The 18,217-nt window shown below is 66.4% G+C and carries 13 protein-coding genes, 1 tRNA gene and 3 pseudogenes; 6 read left to right on the top strand and 11 right to left on the bottom strand.

Going from position 1 to position 18,217, the window contains the following annotated elements; translation table 11 throughout:
- Nucleotides 1-7: 7 nt before the first annotated feature.
- The 4 genes from MTY59_RS04025 to MTY59_RS04010 form a co-directional block, all read right to left on the bottom strand.
- Nucleotides 8-1,528, bottom strand: a complete 1,521-nt coding sequence (locus MTY59_RS04025) for a SulP family inorganic anion transporter (protein ID WP_221044524.1) — start codon at nt 1,526-1,528, stop codon at nt 8-10.
- A 242-nt stretch (nt 1,529-1,770) separates the two neighbouring features.
- Nucleotides 1,771-2,796: an NAD(P)H-dependent glycerol-3-phosphate dehydrogenase gene (locus MTY59_RS04020; protein WP_221044523.1), complete on the bottom strand. Its 1,026-nt coding sequence runs from the start codon at nt 2,794-2,796 to the stop codon at nt 1,771-1,773.
- Nucleotides 2,797-2,855: 59 nt separating this feature from the next.
- On the bottom strand, nt 2,856-4,367 hold the full coding sequence (locus MTY59_RS04015; RefSeq protein WP_221044522.1) for a flavin-containing monooxygenase: 1,512 nt from the start codon (nt 4,365-4,367) through the stop codon (nt 2,856-2,858).
- 108 nt (nt 4,368-4,475) lie between these two features.
- On the bottom strand, nt 4,476-4,967 hold the full coding sequence (locus MTY59_RS04010; RefSeq protein ID WP_221044521.1) for a YajQ family cyclic di-GMP-binding protein: 492 nt from the start codon (nt 4,965-4,967) through the stop codon (nt 4,476-4,478).
- 69 nt (nt 4,968-5,036) lie between these two features.
- Between MTY59_RS04010 and MTY59_RS04005 the strand changes: the two genes are divergently transcribed.
- Nucleotides 5,037-5,120 (top strand) — tRNA-Tyr (locus tag MTY59_RS04005).
- Between the two features lie 5 nt (nt 5,121-5,125).
- Here MTY59_RS04005 and MTY59_RS28060 read toward each other — a convergent pair.
- A pseudogene (locus tag MTY59_RS28060) lies at nt 5,126-5,326 on the bottom strand (site-specific integrase); the annotation flags it as partial.
- Nucleotides 5,327-5,722: 396 nt separating this feature from the next.
- Here MTY59_RS28060 and MTY59_RS04000 point away from each other — a divergent pair.
- A pseudogene (locus MTY59_RS04000) lies at nt 5,723-6,385 on the top strand (arsenate reductase ArsC); the annotation flags it as partial.
- Nucleotides 6,386-7,913: 1,528 nt separating this feature from the next.
- Nucleotides 7,914-8,051 (top strand): annotated as a pseudogene (locus MTY59_RS27890) (putative alpha/beta hydrolase); the annotation flags it as partial.
- On the opposite strand, the gene MTY59_RS03995 reads toward MTY59_RS27890, so the two are convergent.
- Nucleotides 8,020-8,994 carry a DMT family transporter gene (locus MTY59_RS03995; RefSeq protein ID WP_221044519.1) on the bottom strand — a complete coding sequence of 325 codons (975 nt, stop codon included), beginning with the start codon at nt 8,992-8,994 and terminating at the stop codon, nt 8,020-8,022. The pseudogene MTY59_RS27890 and the gene MTY59_RS03995 sit on opposite strands and share 32 nt — an antisense overlap.
- Nucleotides 8,995-9,108: 114 nt before the next feature.
- Between MTY59_RS03995 and MTY59_RS03990 the strand changes: the two genes are divergently transcribed.
- Complete coding sequence (locus MTY59_RS03990) at nt 9,109-9,609, top strand: hypothetical protein (protein WP_221044518.1); 501 nt, start codon at nt 9,109-9,111, stop codon at nt 9,607-9,609.
- Between the two features lie 9 nt (nt 9,610-9,618).
- Here the strand turns inward: MTY59_RS03990 and MTY59_RS03985 are convergent, their stop codons facing one another.
- Nucleotides 9,619-11,604 carry a molybdopterin-containing oxidoreductase family protein gene (locus MTY59_RS03985; RefSeq protein WP_221044517.1) on the bottom strand — a complete coding sequence of 662 codons (1,986 nt, stop codon included), beginning with the start codon at nt 11,602-11,604 and terminating at the stop codon, nt 9,619-9,621.
- A gap of 172 nt (nt 11,605-11,776) precedes the next feature.
- Here MTY59_RS03985 and MTY59_RS03980 point away from each other — a divergent pair, with 172 nt between their 5' ends.
- Nucleotides 11,777-13,084, top strand: coding sequence for an NRAMP family divalent metal transporter (locus MTY59_RS03980; protein ID WP_221044516.1), 1,308 nt, complete (start codon nt 11,777-11,779; stop codon nt 13,082-13,084).
- A 12-nt stretch (nt 13,085-13,096) separates the two neighbouring features.
- Here MTY59_RS03980 and MTY59_RS03975 read toward each other — a convergent pair whose 3' ends face one another.
- The 3 genes from MTY59_RS03975 to MTY59_RS03965 all read right to left on the bottom strand — a co-directional run bounded on the left by MTY59_RS03975 (nt 13,097) and on the right by MTY59_RS03965 (nt 16,848).
- Complete coding sequence (locus MTY59_RS03975; protein WP_221044515.1) at nt 13,097-14,458, bottom strand: hypothetical protein; 1,362 nt, start codon at nt 14,456-14,458, stop codon at nt 13,097-13,099.
- A gap of 104 nt (nt 14,459-14,562) precedes the next feature.
- The gene (locus MTY59_RS03970) at nt 14,563-15,792 is read right to left on the bottom strand and encodes a cytochrome P450 (RefSeq protein ID WP_221044514.1); all 1,230 of its coding nucleotides are present in this window, start codon (nt 15,790-15,792) and stop codon (nt 14,563-14,565) included.
- Nucleotides 15,793-15,942: 150 nt separating this feature from the next.
- On the bottom strand, nt 15,943-16,848 hold the full coding sequence (locus MTY59_RS03965; protein WP_221044513.1) for an NYN domain-containing protein: 906 nt from the start codon (nt 16,846-16,848) through the stop codon (nt 15,943-15,945).
- Between the two features lie 34 nt (nt 16,849-16,882).
- On the opposite strand from MTY59_RS03965, the gene MTY59_RS03960 reads away from it, so the two are divergent.
- Nucleotides 16,883-17,761, top strand: a complete 879-nt coding sequence (locus MTY59_RS03960; protein WP_221044512.1) for an alpha/beta fold hydrolase — start codon at nt 16,883-16,885, stop codon at nt 17,759-17,761.
- On the opposite strand, the gene MTY59_RS03955 is transcribed toward MTY59_RS03960, so the two are convergent.
- Nucleotides 17,758-18,066, bottom strand: coding sequence for a cytochrome P450 family protein (locus MTY59_RS03955; RefSeq protein ID WP_250160711.1), 309 nt, complete (start codon nt 18,064-18,066; stop codon nt 17,758-17,760). The two genes, MTY59_RS03960 and MTY59_RS03955, sit on opposite strands and share 4 nt — an antisense overlap.
- Between the last annotated feature and the right edge of the window lie 151 nt (nt 18,067-18,217).

Below are 18,217 nucleotides of genomic sequence, written 5' to 3'. Positions count from 1 at the left end.
GATCCGATTACGCCGCGGCTTCGGGCCTTTGCGCGTCGACCAGCGGTTCGTGCGCGTCGCGTCGACCCGTCTCGATCCCGCCCCGGATGTGCACCGCCCCGCCCGTCGCCTCGTGCTGTTGCTGCCAGTCCGTAATGGCCTGGTGCGCAGCGTGATCAAGGTAATGCACCGCAACGACCACCGTCGCCGTCGCGCCCTGCGGAACCGACGCCAGCATCCGCGTCAGCCTCGGCAGCGCCAGGAAGGTGCAGGCCGCGCCCTGGATGCTCACCCGCCATTCGTCGTCGTCCGGCGTGGCGTCGATCTTGGCCCGGATCACCCGCCAGCCGGTCAGCGTGATGGCCAGCGCGAGCCCGATCATGACCCCGTGCAGCAGGTTGAGGAAGACGACGCTGACGGCCGTCACGACGTACACCGCGAGATCACCGTGCTTCATTGCGGTTTCGATGTGGGCCGGCTTCAGCAGCTGAATCCCGATGACGATGAGCAGACCGGCGAGCGCGGCGGTCGGGATCTCCTCGACCAGGCCGGCGAACGGGATGGTGAACAGCAGGATCCAGACGCCGTGCATGATCGCCGAGGCACGGGATTTGGCCCCCGCGTTGACATTTGTCGAGCTGCGGACGATGACCCCGGTCACCGGGAGCCCGCCGATGGTTCCCGACACGATGTTGGCGGCGCCCTGTCCCACCAGTTCGCGGTTGAAATCGGTGCGTGGCCCGTTGTGCATCCGGTCCACCGACACCGCCGACAGCAGGCTCTCGACGCTGGCGATGAGGGCCACCGTGATCACCCCGATGGCGAACGCGCCCCAGTTGCCGTGGGGAAGATCGGGCAACCGCAGCGCATCCAGCGGTGATCCCTCGAGGTTGATCCGGCGCACGTGGAACGGGAAGACCACCGAGATCAGCGTCACCGCCACGATGGCGACCAGGGGACCGGGAACGCGGCGCACCGGGGCCGGAACCCATCGCCACGCGACCAGGATGACGATCACCAGCACCCCCAGGATCACGCCCGGGCGGTGCGCGCCGATGATCTGGCCTGGCAGCCCGATGAGGTTGTGCCAGGCCGTGCTCTTGGATTTCCCGCCGAGCAGCACGTGCGCCTGCTGCAGGGCGATCGTGATGCCGATGCCGGCCAGCATCGCGTGCACGACGACCGGTGAGATCGCCAAGGCGGCGCGCGCAACCCGGCTGAGCCCCAACAGAACCTGCACGACTCCGGCGGCAACGGTGATCAAGCACGTTATGCCCCAACCGAAGTCGGAAACGAGCCCCGCGACAACCACCGTCAACCCAGCCGCGGGGCCACTGACCTGCAGCGGGGACCCGCCCAGCGTGCCGACGATGATTCCGCCGACGATCGCGGCGATCAAGCCGGCGAGCACCGGGGCGTTGGATGCGATCGCAATCCCGAGCGACAGGGGGAGCGCGACCAGGAAGACCACCAGTGACGACGGCAGGTCGTGCCGGATGACGCCCCGCAGCCGATCGATACGCGACCGGTCCTGTTCAACGTTGTGCATCGGTCGCGTCCCCTCGTCAGGTGTTAGCGGGGGACGTCCGATATTCGCCCCATGTTTCGTCTAGTTACCTCTTCGTAACGTGTTGGCGTACAGCCGATTACACCGGACCGACCCGCAAGATCGTGCCCGGAAACTCCTGGTCGCCTGGAACGACGGTATTTTGCTGGCAGAGGCCGGTCAAGCGGACGGGCCCTGCCCATAGAGAACGCAAAGATTTGAATTACCTCGCGTCAACAACCAGTTCAGAAGCCCGAGCCGTGCACCTCATGGCCGGGAACCTCGGCGATCAGGCCCCGATAGGCCTGCTCGACGGACGAGCCGTGGTTGATCACGGAGTCGACCTCACGGGCGATCGGCATGGTGAGGCCGAATTCGTTGGCAAACTCCATGATCACGCTGGCGGCCTTGACGCCCTCGGCGACCTGGTTCATCGACGCGATGATCTCGTCGATCGGCTTGCCCGCGCCGAGTTGTTCACCGACGTGTCGATTGCGGCTGCGCTGGCTGGTACAGGTGACGATGAGATCGCCCAGCCCGGCCAGGCCCGGGAAGGTGTCGGGATGGCCGCCCAGGGCGACGCCCAGCTTGGTCATCTCGCGCAACGCGCGGGCGATCACCAGCGCGCGGGTGTTCTCCCCGATGCCCAGCGAGTAGCCCATCCCCACGGAGATGGCGTACACGTTCTTCAGCGCCCCGGCCATCTCCACCCCGATGACGTCGTCGCTGGTGTACACGCGGAAGCGCCGGGTGCGAAACAGGCCCGACAGCCGGGTCGCCAGATGCTGGTCCGGCATGGCCAGCACCGCCGCGGCCGCGTAGCCCTCGCCGACCTCGCGCGCGATGTTCGGCCCGGCCAGGATGCCCGCGGGGTGTCCGGGCAGCGTCTCCTCGATGATCTGCGACATCCGCATGTTGGTGCCCTGCTCGAGCCCCTTGACCAGCGACACCACCGGCACCCACGGCCGCAGCTCCTTGGCGAGCTCGCTCAGCACACCCCGAAAGCCGTGCGAGGGAACGCCCATCACGACGACATCGGCGGAGTTGGCGGCCTCGGCGAAGTCGGTGGTGGCGCGCAGGGTGTCGCTCAGCACGACGTCGTTGCCGAGGTAGCGGCTGTTGCGGTGGTTCTCGTTGATGTCGGAGGCGGTCGCCTCAGAGCGCACCCACTGCAGCGTCGGACCGCGGCGCGCGCAGATTGATGCCACGGTGGTGCCCCAGGAACCGCCACCGAGGACAACGACTTTGGGTTCGCGCTTCTCAGATGCCATGGCGATCAGCGTATTGCGGACACCTGCGATTTAGTAGCAGTTCACAAACACCGGACCGGCTAGCCGGCCAGCGGTGCCCGGTCATCGACGCGGCCGAACACCATCGCCTCCTCGATCCGGTCGAACCGGTAGTCGAGGGCGTCGGCAAGATAGTTCTGCCGCACGTTCCACGGCCGCTTGGTGCCCGACTTCGGCAACATGTGCACCGAGCGCAGCACGTAGCCGGCGTTGATGTCCCACGATGGCTTTTCGGTCATCGGCTCGTTGCCGCGATGCGGGGCGGCGTGGGTGTAGCCGTGAGAGGCCATGTGTTCCATCAGCTTTGCCGTGGCGCGGGCGGTGATGTCGGCGCGCAGCGTCCACGACGCGTTGGTGTAGCCCACGCACCAGAACAGGTTGGGCACGTCTTCGAGCATGTGCGCTTTGTAGACGAAGCGGTCGCTGGTCTTGATCTCGGTGCCGTCCAGGCTGATCGCGGCGCCGCCCAGCGCCTGCAGTTGCAGCCCGGTGGCGGTGACGATGATGTCGGCGTCGAGGTGCCCGCCGGATTTCAGCTCGATGCCGGTCGCGTCGAAATGGTCGATCTGGTCGGTGACCACTTCGGCGCCGCCCGCGGTGATGGCGTTGTACAGGTCAGCGTCGGGGATCAGACACATCCGCTGGTCCCACGGGTTGTAGCGCGGCTTGAAGTGGGTGTCGACGTCGTAGCCGGCGGGCAGGCTGCTGATCGCCTTGCGCCGCAACAGCCATCGCACCAGCCCCGGCGCCTTGCGGGACAACGCGAAGAACACCGCCTCGGTCAGGGCGCTGTACATGCGGATCACGACATGAGCGGGCCTGCGGGGCAACAACTTTCGAGAGATAGCGGCGACGGCACCGTACTTGGACGCCGAGATGAGATAGGTCGGCGAGCGCTGCAGCATGGTGACTTTCGCGGCGCGGTCCGACAACGACGGCAGCAGCGTGACCGCGGTCGCCCCGCTGCCGATCACCACGACCTTCTTGCCCGTGTAGTCCAGGTCTTCGGGCCAGTGCTGCGGGTGTACCACGGTGCCCTCGAACTGCTCGATGCCGGGAAACTCGGGGGTGTAGCCCTCGTCGTAGTTGTAGTAGCCGCTGCCGAAGAACAGGAAGCGGCAGCGGTACAGCCTGCGTGCGCCATCCTGCTCGACGGTGATCGTCCAGGTGTCGGTGGCGGAGTCCCAGTCGGCCGAGCGCACGTGGCTGTTGAACCGGATGTGCCGGTCGATGCCGTACTTGTGCGCGGTGGCAACCAGGTACTCGCGGATGTGCACGCCGTCGGCGACGCCTTCTCTGCGAGTCCACGGCTCGAACGGGAAGGACAGCGTGAAGATGCTGCTGTCCGAGCGCACCCCGGGGTAGCGGAACAGGTCCCACGTCCCGCCGATCTGCGCGCGCCGCTCCAGGACGGTGTACGTCAGGCGCGGGTTGCGCTCGGTGATCCGGTAGGCCGCGTCGATGCCGGAGATGCCGGCACCGACGATGATCACGTCGGAGTATCCGGCCTCGGCCGCACCGCTATCGGCGGCTTCCTGGGGAGTCACGGTCATCGTGAACCTCGCTCAAAATTTTGTGGGACTCGTCACCAGCCTAGATACCCACCGGTTGGTCGGGCTAAGTAACACACGAATCCGCGCGTCGGGTGCTAACCCCGCCGGTCAGCGGTAGTTGACGAACTGCAGCGCGACGTCCAGGTCGGCCTGCTTGAGCAGCGCTTGGACGGCCTGCAGATCGTCACGCTTTTTGCTGGTGACCCGGATTTCCTCGCCCTGGATCTGGGTCTTGACGGACTTGGGGCCGTCGTCGCGGATCAGCTTGGTGATTTTCTTGGCGTTCTCGCTGCTGATGCCCTGCTTGAGGGTGCCGCTGATCTTGTAGGTCTTGCCAGAGGCCTGCGGGTCGCCGGCGTCGAAGGCTTTCATCGAGATGTCACGGCGGATCAGCTTCTCCTTGAAGACGTCGACGGCCGCCTTGACGCGTTCCTCGGTGGACGACGTCAGCTCGATAGCCTCGTCGCCCTTCCAGGCGATTGTGGTGTCGGTGCCGCGGAAGTCGAATCGGGTGGCCAACTCTTTGGCGGCCTGGTTGAGCGCGTTGTCGACCTCCTGGCGATCCACTTTGCTGACGATGTCGAACGATGAGTCCGCCATGCATTCGGTCCCTTCACTCGGTGATAGGCGTTTGTGCTTTGTCTACTCGCTCGTTGTAACCTGTCTGGCGGCAGGTTGCCCGAGCGGCCAATGGGAGCGGACTGTAAATCCGTCGCGAAAGCTTCACAGGTTCGAATCCTGTACCTGCCACCACCAGGTCAGAGCTTGTTTCTGGCCAGCGCAGCGGGTCTGGGCGTGTTAATCGTCCGCAGAGCGTCCGCAGCAGTGTCAAAAGCGACTGCAACGGCATCGAGGTCATCGGGGAATAGGTGGCCATATTTGTCGAGCGTAAGCACCGCTGACTTGTGCCCGAGTAGCTTCTGGACCACCTTTACGTTGGCCCCTTCGCTGATGGCCAGGGGGTCAGGCTTCGGTGCACACGACCTCTACGCGGGAACCAATCTCGGGATCGGGCCGGGCAAGGAATTCCCAAGCCTGGAAGCACACGGCGGATTGGAGCCACCCAGGCAGCTGGTCAGGCGGAGAAGTCCGATCAGCTTGCGGCGTTCATCCAGTAGCGCATCCGCCACGTCTGTCGACGGCAGCGGCCACCCCGCCCCCGATCCGCAGGGCGAAGAGCCACCACCAATCGCAGCTCGGAGTCGATGGTCTTGATGTCGCGCATGAGCGGAGCGTAGGATCGCGCGGCCAGGCCCTAGCACTTCACGCATCCAGTAAAACCACAGCTCGGGGGCGTACGCTCTGCTTACGTAGAGTTACACAATTTGGCGTCGAATTGCCTAGTGAGATCGCCCATGCAGAGCGATAAAGCTGCCCGCGAACCGCCGCGTCGTATCGAGCCGTTCATCGACCAGCGTCACGCGCTCGAATCCGCAGCAGCGCGGTTGTACAGCGAGTTCGCCGACACCTTGAATCCGGAGACTATTGACTGGTTCCTGTACTCCTCCTACGACCGGCTCGCCGCGACCGCTACCGTTCACGACTTTTTGGCGCTGCTGGCAGAGCGCTTCGCGCGGCAACGACTTCGCGCCGTAGCGAAGGTGGAAGGCAAAATAACCGAAGGCAAGCCGGTGGTGTTGTTCCTGTGCAACCACAATGCGGGCCGATCCCAAATGGCCATGGGATTTTTCACCAGTCTCGCCGGTGATGCGGCTGTGGCGTGGTCTGGTGGTTCGAAGCCCAAAGGTGAGATCAACCCCGCTGTCATCGCCGTTATGGCCGAGCGCGGCATCGACCTGGCCAATGAATACCCCAAACCGTGGAGCCTCGAGATTCTCCAAGCCGCCGATGTTGTTATCACCATGGGCTGCGGCGATGCCGCCCCAATCTTGCCCGGCCGTCGGTATGAAGACTGGGTTCTCGACGACCCAGACGGCAAAGATGTGGCGGCCGTGCGATCCATCCGCGACGAAATCGAAGGCCGTGTACGCCGTCTAGTTGACGAGTTGCTTGTGGCTGACTTCGTCACGCTCGCCGAAGCCGCCGAGCACCTCGACATGCGTGAGGCGACGATCCGGCGACTGATCGCCGACGGCATGCTCACCGGCTGGGTCGACTGGGGTGAGGTCGAGGCGAAGCTGCTGCCCTTGCGGCGGCCCCGCCACCATGAGCGTTTCCTCCGATGAGCGCCCATGCGGATCACAGCACCACGGCCGCATCCGTGGCTATGCGCTGCTCCTGGTGGGCTTTTGCGGTGTTTAGGGGTTGAGCATCGGCTGTTTGGAGTTTTTTCGGGGTCGGCCGCTCCCGATCACGCATTCAGACTCCGGTCTTGGCCGATCCGGTTTCCCAATGGTGCGATGGAGTGTTTCCACTAGTGATCGACTAGGCAGCTGGTCAGGCGGGAAGTCCGGTCGGCTTGTGGCGTTCATCCAGCAACGCATCCGGCACGACTATCGACGGCAGCGGGCCCACCCCGGTCCCGAGCGGCATGGCGAAGCGCAGCTCGCAAACCCCGCGCAGGCCTAAAACGACGCTGGATTGGGCAGTACGGCGCCCGGCGAGTACGGCACCGCAGGAGTCTGCCCCGGCAACACAGTGTTCGGATAGCCGGGAGACAGGGGGTTTCTACTGGAACCGAGGCCGGGAAACATGCCATTCAACAGAGAACCGAGCTCGCCGAAGATCGCGTTGGCGATATTCACAGCCGTGGTCGGGTCCGGCCCGGTAGGGGCGGGAACGGGCAGTGGACCGTCGATAAGCAAAGGTTGCTGCGGAGCCGCCCCAGCGATCCCGCTGCCAAACCCAATTGCGCCAATTGCGGCCAGTGCGAGCGCCATACCCAGCGCCGCTCGGGTCAGTGGCCCGCGAGCATTCGAAATCGCAAACATGTTCCGGGACAAGGGGATACTCCTCAACCTCCGCTGAAACACCGAGTGCTTCAGACACTCAAGTCACTGCGGTAACACTGCTCGTCAAGAATCACAGTTGAAACACGACACGATCACAGATCGAACTCTCTAGATTCGCTTAACAACCTTGGAATTTGCTTACTCTGGGTGACTTCGGCCGGGAAGTCGATGCGTGCGACGGCGGAAGGCGGTTGCTCGGTGGGCTGGGTTCGTGGCGCCATTGGTGGCGGTCAGGTGGGCCTTGGGTAACGTAAATGCGGTACCAGCCGACTTAACGTCCATGATGATGAGGAGGCTGATTTGGCTCATTGTCTTGAGCTTTTCTTTTGCGTTCGTCGTCACCGCCGCAGCGGGGCCGGTGGTATCCGTCGTAGCCTGCGCCGGGGTGTTGGTTTACGCGCTGGCCGTGACACGCGGAGACGCGGCCTGCCGCGCTGGGGATGCTGTGGCCCAGGCAGCAAAAGCCGAGTCAGCAGAGGCAGAAGCCAAGGCGGCGGCAGAAGCAGTCATTGCAGAAGCCGAGGCAGTGGTAGCAGCGGCCTGATTACGCCTGCTCGGAGGGGCCGGTTCCTGACCCTCAGGACCTGTGGAGCGTGCCGGTCTGGGCGGGAATGAAGGTGTCTCACCCTGACATTTGCGGCGGTCACCCTTTTCCCGGGTGTGGAATCGGGTAGCCGGTGGCGACCCGTGGGCGATCAACCAAAGCCTGCAAGCTGGCAGCCCGCTGCAGATCGCCAATCTCACTCGAGGTGGTCGCGCGCGCCCGCGGGCCTGCCGCCCGCCCCGGCGGCCGCCAGCGTGGCCTCGTCCAGGCGAGAGGGCAAACTGGGTTCCTCATTCTCGACATCGGCGTTTTCGATCGCCTGGCTGCGGCCCAGGGCGACCGTGGCCGCCATCATCGCCGCGACCGCGATCGCAAGGACGAGCGCCGTCAGGCCGCCGACCGCCAGGTGCTCACCGAGCACGACAACCCCGAGCAGGACGGCGACCACCGGTTCACCGACCAGCATGATCGGTACCGACGCCTGCAGCGCGCCGGCATGAAACGCGGAGTTCTGCACCACGGTCACGGTCACCGCCAGCGCCACCAGCACATACGGGGCAGGGACGGTCATGAGCGCATGCCATCCGCCGACCGAGTAGCGGTGGGTGCAGACCTTCGTGACGACCGCGATCATCCCGAGGAGGATCGCCACCGCGACGCCCAGCAGCGAGGCCCGCACCCGGCCCGCGGCGCGGTGGGCCGCGATTACGCAGGCGATCACCGACGGCACGGTGATCGCCAACGCCAGCGTCCACGCCGGAATGGGCGGACGGCTGTGGCCCTCGCGGGGCTGACCCACCAGCAGGAAGACCGCCAGCGCGGCCGTCAGCAGCATCGCCCAGCCCCACTGGACACGACTGATGCGCTGGTGGCACAGCGCCGCGCTCAAAGGCAACGCGAACAGCAGCGACGACACCAGTAGCGGCTGGACGAGCAGCAGCGATCCGTGCGCCAGCGCCACGGCCTGAAACGCGTAACCGGCGACCGCGGCAAAGGTCCCCGCCCACCACAGCGGCTGGCGCACCAGCGTCGTGGCCATCGCCGCGGACATGGCCTCATCACCGGGAACGCGGTGGGTGGCCCGCTGGCGGACCACGATTCCCACCGCAGCCCAGAACGCGGAAAGCAGAGCCGAGAAGATCGCAACCGCGTGCGTCGTCACCCACCCCATGCCTTGAGGGGTACCCCTGACCTCGGCGGGGTTAACTTGCCCTTTCGGCGCCGAGCTGTCCCGCCTTACGCTGGGTGGCCGGCGGGAAGTTCGTCCCGATGATCGAAAGGAACCATGCTGCGTAGCAAGGTATTCACCATAGCGGGGGTCGTCGCGGCCATCGCGTCAGCGGCGCTGACACTGCTGCCCTGGATCGACTTGAGCCACTTGGGTTTTCCCATCCGGTGGAACGGTCTCGGCATATACGACGGAGAGGACGCCGATCACTATGGCGCGTTGCTGAGCGGCATGGTGAACAGCACGCCGGGTTGGATCGTCCTGATCGCCGCGATCGCGGCCGCCGCCACGTTGCTGGCCGCGGCGCGAGCGCGCTGGCTCGGCCTCGTCACGTGCGGCTGCGCTGCGGTCGCATTCGTCACCGCCGTCGTGTGCTGGCTGTATCCGGCACTGCTGGTTGACGGCACCAAGCACGAGATGGGGGCCTCCGGGCTGGCGGACCGCGAGTTCGTGAACTCCAGCGCACTGCTCGCCGAGGCCGCGGTCACCGCCGTGCTGGTGATCTGCACCGCACTCGCCGCTGTCAGGGCGAAAAACGTTGCCGATGAAGACGATTGATGGATCTCCCTAGGCGGGGTGCAGGCTGACGGGGATGCCGGAGTAGCGCACCATGCCCGTCACCACGTCGATGTCGTCCTTGTTGGTCAGGCGGTTGACGTTGGCGACGTGGTGGCCGTGCGGGATCGACACCGCGCCGCGGCGGATGGAGTCGTGGACCTTGGCGATGCCGGTCAGTTCGCCGCTGGTGCTGCGGACGATCACCTTCTGTCCGTCCGCGACGCCCGCGGCGGCGCCGTCGTCGGGGTGGATCAGGATTTCGGGCGCCTCACCGAGAAAGTCGAGCTGCCCGTTGAGCTTTCGGCGTTGCCGGCGCGGCACCATCACCAGCGGCGCGGGCGGTTGCAGGGCGGCGAGCTGATCCACCAGCAGCGGTGGCGCCAGTCGCCAGCCGCCCACCCGCTCGATGTGGTCGTCGACCCAGGTCGCCGGTAGCTCGCGCGGCGCCTCGGCCCAGCCCACGGCCGCCACCTCGTCGAAACCCGTTCGCGCGCCGGCTAATAGGACGGACAGCACATCGTCGTCGGTGCTGGTGTCGGGATTTCCGAGATTGCCGAGGTCGTAACCGAGCCGGCGGCCGAGTTCGGCGAACACCCACCACATCGAGCGCCGTTCGCCGACCGGTGCGACGACGGCCGGGCTGTACTGCACCGACACATGCGAACTCAGGATGTCGTGGATGGTGATGTCGGGGCGTTCCAACGGATCCTTGGTGGGCAGGACGTGGGTGGCCAGCTCCGTGGTTTCGTTGTTGATGATCTCGGTGGTGGCGAACACCTCGAGGTTCTGCAGGGCCGGAATCAGCTTGCCCGTCTCGGGAAACGAGGTGACCAGGCTGCCGCCGACGTTGATCAGGGCGCGGATGTTGCCGGCGGCGATCTCGTCGGGCAGCACCGCGCACGGCCACTCGTTGATGAAGGCCTGCGCCTCGGGACGGCTGCGCGGCCCGGGGCCGAAAGCCCCCTCGATCGGCGTGACGGGCAGGAACTCGCCGAAAGTTTCCAGCTGGTAGGCGAATCCGGGATGGAACCAGGTGCCGCCGGGACGGTTCATCGCGCCGGTGAGGATCATCAGCACCCATGCGAGCCACTGCGTGACGTTGGCGCGCTCGGCCGTCATGGTGACGCCGGTGCCGGTTTCGACCGCGACGCACTTGGCGGCGCGCACCGCCTCGCCCAGCCGGGCCAGGTCGGCCTCGGCGACGTCGGCGAGCTGTGCGGTGTGTTCGAGTGTGAACGGCTCCACCGCTGCGGTCAGCGCGTCGACGCCCTGCACCGGCACATCGGTTTTCATTCCGTCGCGCAGGATTTCGCGAACCAGGTAGGCCAGCACCGCGTGGTCGGTGCTGGGTCGCGGCGCCAGGTGGGCGGTGGCCAGCCGCGCGGTCTCGGTGCGGCGCGGGTCGATCACCCACACCTGCCCGCGCCGGGTGATTTCGCGCACCGTTCCGGTGGGGTTGGGCATCGAGATCGCATGGCCGTGCGACACAACGGGATTCACGCCGACGAGCAACAGAAAGTCGGCGTTGTCCAGGTCGGTTCGGCCGGACAGCCCCATGAATCCGCCGACCAGATCCGAGACCAGGGGTTTGGCGGTGCCGTCGATGGTCAGCGGGCTGAACTTTGCCGGTGTGCCGATCGCGGCGTGCAGGGCCTCGGCCATCCGGAAGCCGGCGCTTTCCATGGTGGAGAAATAGAACGCGACCGACTCGGGTTCGTGCCGGTCGATGATCTCCTTGAGCCGGGCGCCCAGGTCGTCCAGGCAGGCATCCCAGGTGGCATCGCGCAGTCGGCCGTCCACCCGCATCCGCGGATGCTCGAGCCGGTCCGGATGATGATGCAGCTGCGGCAGCGCGCGACCCTTCGGACAGGTGTAGCCGTGTGAGAAGGGATGGTCCTGATCGCCGCGGACGCGGATCACCTCGTCGCCGTCGGCGTCGACGAGGATGCCGCAGACCGAGGTGCAGACGCGGCAGAAACTACGCACCGTTTGCATACTCCGGTAACGTACTCTCGCCGTTCGAGAAGGCCTATCGCATTTTCGAGAATGGCCATGCCAGTTTGGTTAACGGCACTCTCCGGGAAACCACCCGCGGTTAGGCGAGCCTTAGTTATCCTCGGGGCTGATCGGTTTGCACGAACGCAGTCGTACCAGAGGAGTAATCAGGGTGACCGAGACAACCGCGCAGCCGGTGACGGGCGAATTCGACGACCGACCGCCGGTGTCGCTGCGAACGCGTGGCCGTTGGCTGCGGTGGGGGCTGCTTGCGGTGTGGGGCCCCGGGCTGGTGGTGATGCTGGCCGACACCGACGCCGGGTCGCTGATCACCGCGTCGCAGTCCGGCGCCCAATGGGGCTACCGGATGGTGCTGCCGCAGCTGATCCTGATGCCGGTCCTCTACGTCGTGCAGGAGATGACGGTGCGGCTGGGCATCGTCACCAAGCGCGGCCACGGCGCGCTGATCCGGGAGCGGTTCGGGCGCGGATGGGCCTGGGTCTCGGCGTTCACCCTGTTCGCCTCGGCGATCGGGGCGTTGCTGACGGAATTCGCCGGTGTGGCCGGAGTCGGTGAGCTGTTCGGCGTCTCGCGGTGGGTGAGCATTCCGGTCGCGACCGTCGCGCTGCTGGCGCTGGCGCTGACCGGCAGCTACCGGCGCGTCGAGCGCATCGGCCTGGTCGTCGGCGCAGCCGAACTGGCGTTCCTGGTGGCCATGGTGATGGCGCGGCCGGATCCGAAGGCGCTGGCGGACGGCCTGTCGTCGATGCCGCTGGGCAACTCGTCGTACCTGCTGTTGGTCGCGGCCAACGTCGGCGCGGTCATCATGCCGTGGATGATCTTCTACCAGCAAGGCGCGGTGGTCGATAAGCGGTTGTCGGAGAGCACGATTCGCCAGGCTCGGTACGACACCGCGTTCGGTGCGGTGCTGACCCAGCTGATCATGATCGCGGTGGTGATCACCATGGCATCCACGATTGGGACGAGTGGCGCGCAGGGCGGCGGAGCGGAGCTGGAGACGGTCGGCCAGATTGCCCAATCGCTGACGCCCTACCTGGGCCACGTCGGCGGGACAGTGCTGTTCGGCCTGGGCATGCTGGGTGCGGCGCTGGTGGCCGCGATCGTCGCCTCGCTGGCCGGTGCGTGGGGGCTTGCGGAGGTGTTCGGCTGGAAGCACACGCTCAACGAGCGGCCCAACCGCGCCACCGCCAAGTTCTACCTCACCTACGGGCTGGCCCACATCATGGGCGCGGTGCTGGTGCTGGCCAGCGTCGACCTGGTCAACCTGGCCGTCGACGTCGAGGTGATGAACGCGCTGCTGCTGCCCATCGTGCTGGGCCTGCTGCTGGCGCTGGAGGCCCGGGCGCTGCCCGAGCAGTGGCGCATGCGGGGGCTGCACAAACACCTCACCCGCGCACTGTGTTTCGTGACCATCGGCTTCGGCCTCTACATGGCCCCCCAGGCCCTCGGCTTGTTCTGAGCGCGAACAACCTCAGAACCAGGGCCCGGGGTAGTGGCCGTCCTGGTCTTGCACCATGACGATCTCCTTGCACTCGCCGTTGGACCCCGGCGCGGTCTCGCCGCGGCACACCAGGGTCCATCCGGAGATCCGCTCGAAGGGCCGTAGCGACCAGTTCGGTGCGACGGGATCGGTTGCGGGCAAAGCGATTACGGAGAATGTCCCACCGGCGCCGGTGATGTAGAGGTGGTCTTCGAAAAACGCCAGCTTGGCGATCGACATCTTCTTGGCGTCGTCTCGGCTCTTCTGGAAGTCCCACTGCTGGCTGCGCAGGTTCCACACCCCGAAGCCGAATTGGGAGGTGTCCGAGCCGTGGCCGTCGACGAACAGTTTGCCGTCCGACAGCGCCGCGGTCAGCCCGCCGCCGGAGATCCGGTCGGAATCGCCGATCTTGATGATGGACTTGGCGTTGAGGTCATAAAACATCGTCGACAGCACCGGCGGGTTGTACGAATCCCAGTGCGTGATCTTCACCAGTTTGTTTGGGCCGTCGGTTAATTCGGCGTCGACCGATTGCACGTCGTTGTCCTGGTAGATCGCTTCACCGCTGGGCCGGCGCAGCTCGGCGCCGGATGTCTTGCCGGGTTCGGTGTTGCGCTGGAACGCGAGGATGTCCTGCCAGACGCGGCCGGGCTGCGGGTCGTTCCACATCATCGACAGGTCGCCGCCGGACAGGACCACGGTGCGCGGCGGCGATGCGGCGCCGTGGCCGTCGGTGAAGGCGTTGAGCCACGCCGCACCCGAGGCGGTCGAGGCCAGCCCCCAATTGCTCGGCGCGGCCGGCTTCAGGTCGGGGGCGGGCGGTTGCAGCTCCTTGGTGGCCACCTGCTGGCCCGACTTGGAGTCGAACACGTAGCCGGTGGTGGTGGTGACTTCGGGGGACGGGGCCTGCGCCGGCTTGACGGTCGTGACGACGTACACGACCTTCATGTCATCGGCAGCGCCGGTCAGTGCGCAGATGCCGCCGGTGAGGTTCTGCCCGGCCGGGATCGCGGGTACGGCGGGCGCGACGTATTGCCCGGTCTTCGGGTCGAAGATTTTGGGCCGGATGTCCTCGAGCGCCGTTTTGCCGGCCGAAAACTTCTCCGGGCAACCGAAATACGCCGTTCCGCCGTAACTTTTCCAATCCTTCTCCAGCGGGCCGGTGATCGGGGCGGGCGGGGGAGCCGCGCGGGCGCTGGTTTTCGAGACCGAAGTCGAGTTGGTGGGGGTGAGGGCGGGCGGCGCCGCGGTCTCCGAACAGGATGCGACGGCCAGGCAGCCGACCGACGCCACCGCGGCACGCCCGTAGGTGAACAGGCGGTGCCGGGCCGCATGCACCCAGGCTGCGCACATTGAAAACCCCCGTTAAGTTCGTGTAACCAAGCAGCGTAAAGCCGCCCCGACGTGACCGCGACTCGGCGCACAGCGGCCTCTGTCACAGCATGCGTCGGCGATACCTACCGGTCGAACTCGATGGGCAGGCTCTTCGGCCCGCTCAGGCTCACCATCGGCTTCCACGGCGCCGGCCCGGCCATGCGCGGATTTCGCAGCCGGTTCGCGAGGACGGTCAGCGCTTCGGCGATCTCCCGCCTGGCCAGGTTGGCGCCCAGGCAGTAATGCACGCCGCCGCCGAAGGTCAGGATGGGTGGCGCCGCATCGCGGGTGATGTCGACGCGGCCGGGGTCGTCGTACACCGCCGGATCTCGGTTGGCCGCAAAGGTATTCACCAACACCGCGGTGCCGGCGGGGAATGAGTAGCCGTCGAGCTCGGCATCCTCGACCACAAGTCGCGGGGTTCCGCACGCGATCGGCGAGTGCCGCATGGTCTCCTCGACGGCACGCATCGCCAGCTCGGGCCGCCGCCGCAGCAGCTCCCATTGCTCCGGGTGTTCACACAGCACCTGCACCGAGGCGGCCACCTGGTTGCGGGTGGTGTCCGTCCCCGCCAGCAGCAGGCCACCGGCCAGCATGCGCAGCTCGGCGGCGTCCAGGCGGTCGCCCTCGTCCCCGGCGCGAATCAGGTCGGAAAGCAGATCATCGGTCAAACTGTGCCGGCGGCGCGCGACCATCTCGTCGACGTAGTCGTCGAGCTCGCGCCACGCGCGCATCACGACCGGCTCGACCGCGCGGAGGTCGACAGTGAAGCTGAAGGCCTTGAACACGTCGTCGGCCCACAACGAGAACTGTTGCCAATCCTCGCGGGGTGCGCCGAGCAGCGCGCAGATGATCGGCACGGGGTAGGGGCGCGCGATGTCGGTGACGACATCGCACTGGCCCGCGTCGGCCACCTGGTCGACCAACTCGTTCATCACGGCGGCCATGGTGTCGTGCAGGCGGGCGACCGTTCGCGGGGTGAACGCCTTGGAGCACAGGCTGCGCAGCCGATGGTGCGCGTCGCCCTCCAGGCACAGCAGGCTGTTGGCGACTTTGTCCCACAGCGGGCCCGAGTCGATGCCCTGGGCGAGCAGGTTGATGCCGGGCGGGATCTGAAATCGGGGATCCCGAAGGACGGAACGGACCAGGTGGTAGGACAGCACCTCGGGCCCGTGGGGTCCCATCGCGACGGGGGCCCGTCGCTGCGCCTCCCGCAGCCGCGGATAGACCTGCGCCGGTGTTTCCTCGGGGTCGTAGGAAAGCGTCGGCAGATCGGCCTCGAAAACGCTTGGGGGAGCGGCACCGACGGTCATGACGGTCTCCTTGGTTCCGCAGTAGGCTGCGGACGACTTTCAAACAATGTATGGCCGTCCCAGGGGAGTGTCAACGATATCGCCCGCTGCTCGGCGCAAACGTCATACACCCGAGAGGAAACGCATTGCCGCGGCGGCACGCGGCGCCGCTCAATCCTGCGCCCGCAGCCGCACCTTCCGCGTCGTCGACGTCTCGTCCAGCTCGACGACATCGGAGCGCGAGCGCAGGAAGTCGCTGAATGAGCGGAATCCCAAAGACCTTTCGCTGAACGACGGGTCCATCCGCTTCATCTGCGCCTTGACGGCGGAGTTGTGCAGCCAATCGACGTCGTCCTTCTCCAAGCCGATCTGCAGCGCCCGCGTCAGCAGTGCGGTGGCGGCGGCCTGCGGGTCGGGCTGCTCGTCGGGCTCGTCGGGCTCGTCGTGCTTGGCCGACTTGGCGCGGGTGGCCCGCTTCTTCGGCTTGCCCGCCTCCGCGTCAGCCGGCGCCGGCGCCGGAACCCCGGGCAGCGCGTCGTAGATGACGAACTCGTCGCAGGCGGCCGCGAGCGCGCGGCTCGACGCACCGGCCACCCCGATGCCCACCACGTACCGGCCAAGTCTCTTGCAGCGCTGGGCCAACGGAATGTAGTCGGAGTCACCGGCCACGATCACCACGTGGGTCAGGTCGGGCAGCCGGAACATGTCCTCGACCGCGTCCACGGCCAACCGGATGTCGGCGCCGTTCTTGCCGTAGGCCGCCGCCGGGAACAGCTGCACCAGGTCGACCGCGCGGGCCACCAGCTGCCCGCGGTACCCGGCGTTGATATCCGCCGACCAGTCGGCGTAGGCGCGGGTGAGCACCAGGGTCCCGAACGACGAGGCGAAGTCGAGGATCGCGGCGACGTCAACCGTCGCCCGGTCCAGCCGCTCGGCGTATTGTTCGAGCCCCTTGGCCTTGTCCCGCTGAAACGAATTCCGCCCGTTGATCTGGTCATAGCGGGAGATCACGATGTTGTCGAAGTCGAGGTAGACGGCAACTCGGGTCGCAACGGGTTCGGTCATGCCTTCGATCATTGCTGAGCAGGACCAAAGCGGGTACACAGCCCACATGAATGAGGTGAAGTTTCTCCAACTGCACGGCGATCGGATCGCGTATCGCGACGAGGGTGATGGCGAGGTGCTGCTGCTCATCCACGGCATGGCGGGCAGCTCGGAGACGTGGCGGTCGGTGATCCCGCCGTTGTCGAAGAAATTCCGGGTCATCGCCCCTGACCTGCTCGGTCACGGCGAGTCGGCGAAACCCCGCACGGACTACTCGCTGGGCGCATTCGCGGTGTGGCTCCGTGATTTCCTCGACGAGCTCGGCGTCAGCCGGGCCACCGTCGTCGGCCATTCGCTTGGTGGTGGGGTCGCGATGCAGTTCGTCTACCAGCACCCCGACTACGCCCAACGGTTGATCCTGATCAGCAGCGGCGGCCTTGGGCCCGACGTGGGATGGGTGTTGCGGCTGCTCTCGGCGCCCGGGGCGGAGCTGGTCTTGCCCGTCATCGCGCCGCCACCCGTCCTGTCGGTCGGCAACAAGCTGCGGTCCTGGATGAGAAGCGCCGGAATCCGCTCGCCGCGCGGCGCCGAGCTCTGGAGCGCCTACTCGTCACTGTCGGATGGCGAGACACGGCAGTCGTTCCTGAAGACGCTGCGATCGGTCGTCGATTACCGCGGTCAGGCGGTCAGCGCGCTCAACAGGCTGCGGCTGCGCCAAGAGTTACCGGTCATGGCGATATGGGGGGAACGCGACGGCATTATTCCGGTTGCTCACGCCTACGCCGCGCACGATGCGCGCACCGACGCGAGGCTCGAGGTGCTGCCGGACGTGGGACACTTCGCGCAGGTCGAGGCACCCGAGCAGGTGGTGGAGTTGATCGAGGACTTCATCGCCACCGGCGAGCGCAGTGATACGCAGAGCCCGCAACCATCCGAGCCGGGCTAGCGTGCCGCCGGAGACGCCCTCCGGTAGTCCACCTGCCAGTGCTCCATGCCGTCGATGGCCTTGCGCACCGCCAATTGCATGGCGTACCAAATCAATTCGGCCACCGACATCAGCGCGTCATTGCCGGCGCACTCCTGTTCGTCGTTGCCGATCATGTTGTCGGTCCAGTCGAACAGCGTGTCGTAGTCCTCCGCCGGGACACCAAGCAGGTCCGAAATGGCTTGCGGCGGAGGCCCGTACGCCACCTGGCGGACGAAGTCTGCCGACCCGTGCCCGGCGGCATCGGCTGCGATGCGTGAAACCACGCGAGACGATCTGTTAACGCCCGGCCGAACGTGGGCATGCATCTTCGGTGAAATTGATTGGTCGAGCGGTTGTTGGGCAGTCGATTGGACTTTCTGCGCGCATACGCACCGCGTCAGGCCGAAACCGGCTAGCCTCAGGGGAGGAACGGCA

Source organism: Mycobacterium senriense (genome assembly GCF_019668465.1).
GTDB classification, from domain to species: Bacteria; Actinomycetota; Actinomycetes; order Mycobacteriales; family Mycobacteriaceae; genus Mycobacterium; species Mycobacterium senriense.
This window is presented reverse-complemented; position numbering and strand designations above follow the sequence as displayed.

Excerpts from the sequence above, each read along its gene's own strand:
- MTY59_RS04025 (WP_221044524.1), bottom strand. The coding sequence starts at position 1,528 with ATGCACAACGTTGAACAGGACCGGTCGCGTATCGATCGGCTGCGGGGC.
- MTY59_RS04020 (WP_221044523.1), bottom strand. The coding sequence starts at position 2,796 with ATGGCATCTGAGAAGCGCGAACCCAAAGTCGTTGTCCTCGGTGGCGGT.
- MTY59_RS04015 (WP_221044522.1), bottom strand. The coding sequence starts at position 4,367 with ATGACCGTGACTCCCCAGGAAGCCGCCGATAGCGGTGCGGCCGAGGCC.
- MTY59_RS04010 (WP_221044521.1), bottom strand. The coding sequence starts at position 4,967 with ATGGCGGACTCATCGTTCGACATCGTCAGCAAAGTGGATCGCCAGGAG.
- MTY59_RS03995 (WP_221044519.1), bottom strand. The coding sequence starts at position 8,994 with ATGGGGTGGGTGACGACGCACGCGGTTGCGATCTTCTCGGCTCTGCTT.
- MTY59_RS03990 (WP_221044518.1), top strand. The coding sequence starts at position 9,109 with ATGCTGCGTAGCAAGGTATTCACCATAGCGGGGGTCGTCGCGGCCATC.
- MTY59_RS03985 (WP_221044517.1), bottom strand. The coding sequence starts at position 11,604 with ATGCAAACGGTGCGTAGTTTCTGCCGCGTCTGCACCTCGGTCTGCGGC.
- MTY59_RS03975 (WP_221044515.1), bottom strand. The coding sequence starts at position 14,458 with ATGTGCGCAGCCTGGGTGCATGCGGCCCGGCACCGCCTGTTCACCTAC.
- MTY59_RS03970 (WP_221044514.1), bottom strand. The coding sequence starts at position 15,792 with ATGACCGTCGGTGCCGCTCCCCCAAGCGTTTTCGAGGCCGATCTGCCG.
- MTY59_RS03965 (WP_221044513.1), bottom strand. The coding sequence starts at position 16,848 with ATGATCGAAGGCATGACCGAACCCGTTGCGACCCGAGTTGCCGTCTAC.
- MTY59_RS03960 (WP_221044512.1), top strand. The coding sequence starts at position 16,883 with ATGAATGAGGTGAAGTTTCTCCAACTGCACGGCGATCGGATCGCGTAT.